The sequence below is a fragment of the Testudinibacter sp. 'clade 2' genome, from assembly GCF_006227735.1.
Lineage (GTDB): Bacteria > Pseudomonadota > Gammaproteobacteria > Enterobacterales > Pasteurellaceae > Chelonobacter.
This window is the reverse complement of the sequence record NZ_VDHB01000043.1, coordinates 1-4,705: the sequence shown is the minus strand read 5'-3', so window position 1 is coordinate 4,705 and position 4,705 is coordinate 1. Positions and strand designations below refer to the sequence as shown.

Genomic DNA, 4,705 nt, shown 5'->3' with positions numbered 1-4,705 from the left:
AATTATAAACAAAGATCAATAGACCCTATCCTCAACGGATATGTTCGCTAAATAATTCGCCACTATAGAGCTGTTGCTTGATAGCAGAGGAAGCTATTGTTGGGTCATTCCAACTGAATTTAGAGGTGATAATCTCCACTTGTTGTTCATCCGACAGCAAGGCGTCTTGCAATTTGTCCGCCAAACGTTGCAGAAAAATCTCTTTCACCGACAGCAAACGCGTGTTGATCATGATTTTTTCAGAAGCAAAAATATTCGTCAAATACATCAACAGATAAGAGACATTATCCGCCAAGTGGTGGATGATGGTGATCGCATCCGGCTGGTTTTGCTGTGCCTGTTCGCACAAGAATTGAATTTTACTCTCGTCATTCGGTAGTTGATTCGGCAATAACAGATCGACCAATTGATAAATCGCTTTATTACTAACCTGATTATACAGATAGTGGCGTTCCATTTCCGGCACATCTTGGGCAATTTTATCACTCAACTCGCTGAGTTTAGGCAACGTGACATTATCAATATTCATGCGTTTCTGTTTTTCATTTTTGATCATCTTGCCTTCACTTAACACACTGATATTGATTGCGTCGTCAAACTGCAAGAAAATAACGTTGTTACTATTGATGGCGTTGCCCAAATGGCTCTCGGCAAAAGTCCACATCGCAAAGTGTTCAGCGACAATAATCGGGAATTTAAACTCACTTTGCAGCACTTCCTGCAAGTCAGGATTCAGCTCTTCCGCCCCCAGATAAACCCGTTTTTCAAATTTATCGATCCGCCCTAAAATACATAAAGAGCAAGCTAAAATATGCTGAGTGATATCGCTGTTTTGCTGTAAAAAATAGCTTATTCCGCGACTGATGAAGCTTTCTAACGGCAGCGTTTTATCCAGACTATAAAGTTGCTGACGCAACTGTTTACCGTTGAGTTCACATAGGCTGATATCCAAGCTTTTTTCGCTTAAAGTCACCGCCAAATACTGCCAATAAAATGGCGACAGGCAGATCCCCACTGCCGGGCGTCCGCGTACGATTGTATTTTGTACCGCTCTTTCGATCACAAAGTGGGAATGAATTAATTCTCTGGTTAAATTAGTGATGCTCGCCGGTGCAAAGCCGGAAATTTTTGACAAATCGATTCTGGAAATCAACTCAAACTGTTCAATCAAGCGGTAGACTGAACCTAAATGCTGTAAATTTACGCGATTGGCGCCATCTTGTTTTATCTTGGGCATAATTTTTCTTTTATGTTTTGTGGTAAAGGTCAATAACGTTTTTAATCAATTGTCCTTTATACGCATTTATTTATTGATTTACAATAAGATAATCTCAATTCTGCTAATCAGCTCACGATTCTACAATAATTTAATCACAAACAAATATTTACTCATCCGACGGCTTATTTCAGTTCAAATCGTTGTATTTTAGATAAGAATCAGTAAACTAAAGCGATACTTTTATATCTGAATAATTTGAGGAAAAAATGGCTAAAATTTCATCAATCAGTGATGTTTTGCAAGGTAAAATCGCCGTTGGCGAACAGGTTACAGTGCGTGGTTGGGTCAGAACCCGCCGCGATTCCAAAGCGGGATTTTCATTCTTGGCGGTGTATGACGGTTCTTGTTTCGACCCGATTCAAGCCGTGGTCAGCAACCAACTGGAGAACTATCAGGACGAGGTGTTGAATCTTACCGCCGGTTGTTCAGTGATTGTGCGCGGAAAAATCACCGCCTCACAAGGACAAGGACAAGCGGTTGAACTGCAAGCCGACGATGTCACGGTTTGTGGTTGGGTCGACGATCCTGAAACCTATCCGATGGCAGCCAAACGCCACAGCGTTGAATACTTGCGTGAAGTGGCACACTTGCGTCCACGCACCAATTTAATCGGTGCAGTGGCGCGAGTACGCCACTGTTTAGCACAAGCGATTCACCGCTTTTTCCATGAACAAGGTTTTTATTGGGTGGCTACACCGGTCATCACAGCGTCCGATACCGAAGGCGCCGGTGAAATGTTTCGGGTTTCGACGCTGGATTTAGAAAACTTGCCGCGTGGTGACAATGGCTTGGTCGATTTCAAACAAGATTTCTTTGGCAAAGAAGCCTTTTTGACGGTTTCCGGGCAGTTAAACGGTGAAACTTACGCCTGTGCGCTGAGTAAAATTTATACCTTTGGTCCGACTTTCCGGGCAGAAAATTCCAACACTACCCGTCATTTGGCGGAATTCTGGATGGTTGAACCGGAAGTCGCCTTTGCTGATTTAGCCGACAATGCCGCACTTGCCGAAGCGATGCTGAAATATGTGTTTAAAGCCGTTTTGCAAGAGCGTGCCGACGATCTCAAATTCTTTGAAGAGCGGGTCGATAAAGACGTGATCAGCCGTCTGCAAAAATTCATCGCCTCTGATTTTGCCCAAATCGACTATACCGATGCGATTGAAGTGTTACTGAAATCCGGCAAACAGTTTGAATTCCCGGTGGAATGGGGCATTGATTTGTCTTCCGAACATGAACGCTATCTGGCTGAGGAGTATTTCAACTCGCCGGTGGTGGTGAAAAACTATCCGAAAGACATCAAAGCGTTCTATATGCGCCTTAATGACGACGGCAAAACTGTGGCGGCAATGGACGTCTTGGCGCCGGGCATCGGCGAAATCATCGGTGGTTCACAACGGGAAGAGCGGTTGGAGGTGTTGGATCAACGTTTGGCTGAAATGGGCTTGAACCAAGCGGATTACAGCTGGTATCGTGATTTGCGCCGTTACGGCACCGTGCCACATTCCGGCTTCGGCCTCGGCTTTGAACGCTTGATCGTTTACGTCACCGGGGTACAAAACATTCGTGACGTAATTCCGTTCCCGCGCTATCCGCGCAACGCCTCATTCTAAGTATTCAATCCCCGCTGCGGCGGGGTTTTGTTTTTTTATTTACTATCAACCAAGAGAGGTCATGATGGCAGATCCACATATTCAATCGCCAATGGATTTTTGGGATTACTTAACAGTGATTCTGTATCGCTGTGGCTTTGTGCTTGCCGTGCCGTCAGTGGCATTACTGCCCTATTATTTCGATTGGGCAACAAAAGGTGTCTTGCTGGCGGCAGTACTTTGTGCCTCTTCACTGCATATCTACCTGAAACATTTTCGCTTATTACTACAATTTGCCACTTGGGTGGCGGCACTCTGTTTTGTACTGGATTGGCAGTGGCTGGGGCTGGGTGCGGCATTTTTTACCCTTGGCGGTTTGTGTTTCAAAGAGTACTTTTGTTTTCGAGTGTTCGGCTTAAATTTACAACCGCTGTTTTTAGCCTTGTTGTGGTTGAGTTTAGTCATGCAAGCAACGCTGGCGGCACAAATGCTTTCCGGAATCGCCACACTGTTATTGCTGATGTTAAGCATTCAAAAATGGCGGATGCCGCTGCATTTTGATATCGGCGATAAAACCAAATATCAGATTTAAGGCAAGAAAAGGCAAACAATATGAGTCATATTACCCAAATCAATCTGTATCCGATCAAATCCACCCAGCCCATCACGGTTTCCAAAGCGTTGGTACAGCCCTACGGTTTAGAATTTGACCGCACTTTTATGTTGACCGAAGCGGACGGCAGTTTTATCAGCGCCCGCAAAGACGGCGAACTGTTTGCCTTTAGCGCCGTGCCGAGCGCACAAGGATTGCACATTCACCATCAAGACGGCAGCAGCGCAACCGCACTTTATCATGATTTCACCCGACAAGCTGAATGCCAAGTCTGGGGCAACCATTTTGATTCGTTGCTTGCCAACGACAACATCAATAACTGGTTCAGCGAAAAGCTGCAAAGAGCGGTTCAACTGCGCTGGCTCGGTTTTGAGCCGCAACGCCGCATCAAACGCTATCCCGAACAAGCACTGTCTTTTGCCGACGGTTATCCGTTATTGCTGACCAATTTACAATCGCTCGCCAGCGTGCAACAACACTGCCCCGTCGAGATCAGCATGGCACAATTCCGTGCCAATCTGGTGATCGACAACGCCGCGGCATTCAGTGAAAACCAATGGCAAAAAATTCGCATTGGCGAAGTAGAATTTATCAATGCTAAGCCTTGCATTCGCTGTATTCTGACCACGCGCGATCCGCAAACCGCGGAGTTACAACGTAACATGGAGCCGTTTCGTACCCTCAAAAAACAGTTTGCCGATTCGCAGGGACAGCCGGTATTCGGCACCAATCTCGTGCCACTAAATTCCGGGATTATCCAAATTGGTGATTCACTGCAAATCTTGGAATAGCTTCAAGTGCGGTTGCACAACCGCACTTTAGACTGCTGACAAAGGTTAAAATACTCGATTAATGTTGTAACTGTAGGGGCGATTATATATCGCCCCGAGCCGCACTTTGCATTTTTCCTTTATTAATTAAGTGCTTATGCCGCACTTCGCAAACGGGCGGATATATAATCCGCCCCTTGTATATTCAAAATAAAGTATACTAGCAACACAGCACCGAATCGTTATCCACAGCTTGACCGCCCCTAGAGCATCAACTCGTCTTGTAGCGTAGGCGTGGATAACGTTCATCAACAAAACCGAACAGTTGAAATAACGAAACCCGAATACAAGGCTGGTTAATGATGAACAACACTCCGATTTATTGTGGCATTGATGTTGCTAAACGTTCTCTTGTCGTTGGATTAACCGACAAGAAAAAAACAAAAACACAAAC

The 4,705-nt window shown here is 45.2% G+C and carries 4 protein-coding genes; 3 read left to right on the top strand and 1 reads right to left on the bottom strand.

Features of this window, described 5'->3' with window-relative positions:
* Positions 1 to 31: 31 nt before the first annotated feature.
* Complete coding sequence (locus tag FHQ30_RS04220) at positions 32 to 1,237, bottom strand: ROK family protein (RefSeq protein ID WP_139611151.1); 1,206 nt, start codon at positions 1,235 to 1,237, stop codon at positions 32 to 34.
* A 248-nt stretch (positions 1,238 to 1,485) separates the two neighbouring features.
* Here FHQ30_RS04220 and asnS point away from each other — a divergent pair, with 248 nt between their 5' ends.
* From asnS to FHQ30_RS04205, 3 genes are all read left to right on the top strand, one after another.
* Complete coding sequence (gene asnS, locus FHQ30_RS04215) at positions 1,486 to 2,889, top strand: asparagine--tRNA ligase (RefSeq protein WP_139611150.1); 1,404 nt, start codon at positions 1,486 to 1,488, stop codon at positions 2,887 to 2,889.
* A 64-nt stretch (positions 2,890 to 2,953) separates the two neighbouring features.
* Positions 2,954 to 3,460, top strand: a complete 507-nt coding sequence (locus tag FHQ30_RS04210; protein ID WP_139611152.1) for a DUF2301 domain-containing membrane protein — start codon at positions 2,954 to 2,956, stop codon at positions 3,458 to 3,460.
* A gap of 20 nt (positions 3,461 to 3,480) precedes the next feature.
* Entirely contained in the window at positions 3,481 to 4,272 is a 792-nt protein-coding gene (locus FHQ30_RS04205) for an MOSC domain-containing protein (protein ID WP_139611149.1), read from the top strand.
* The last annotated feature ends 433 nt before the right edge of the window (positions 4,273 to 4,705 follow it).

What these genes read in the sequence shown, in the direction of transcription:
- FHQ30_RS04220 (WP_139611151.1), bottom strand. Translation starts at nt 1,237, where the DNA reads ATGCCCAAGATAAAACAAGATGGCGCCAATCGCGTAAATTTACAGCAT.
- asnS (WP_139611150.1), top strand. Translation starts at nt 1,486, where the DNA reads ATGGCTAAAATTTCATCAATCAGTGATGTTTTGCAAGGTAAAATCGCC.
- FHQ30_RS04210 (WP_139611152.1), top strand. Translation starts at nt 2,954, where the DNA reads ATGGCAGATCCACATATTCAATCGCCAATGGATTTTTGGGATTACTTA.
- FHQ30_RS04205 (WP_139611149.1), top strand. Translation starts at nt 3,481, where the DNA reads ATGAGTCATATTACCCAAATCAATCTGTATCCGATCAAATCCACCCAG.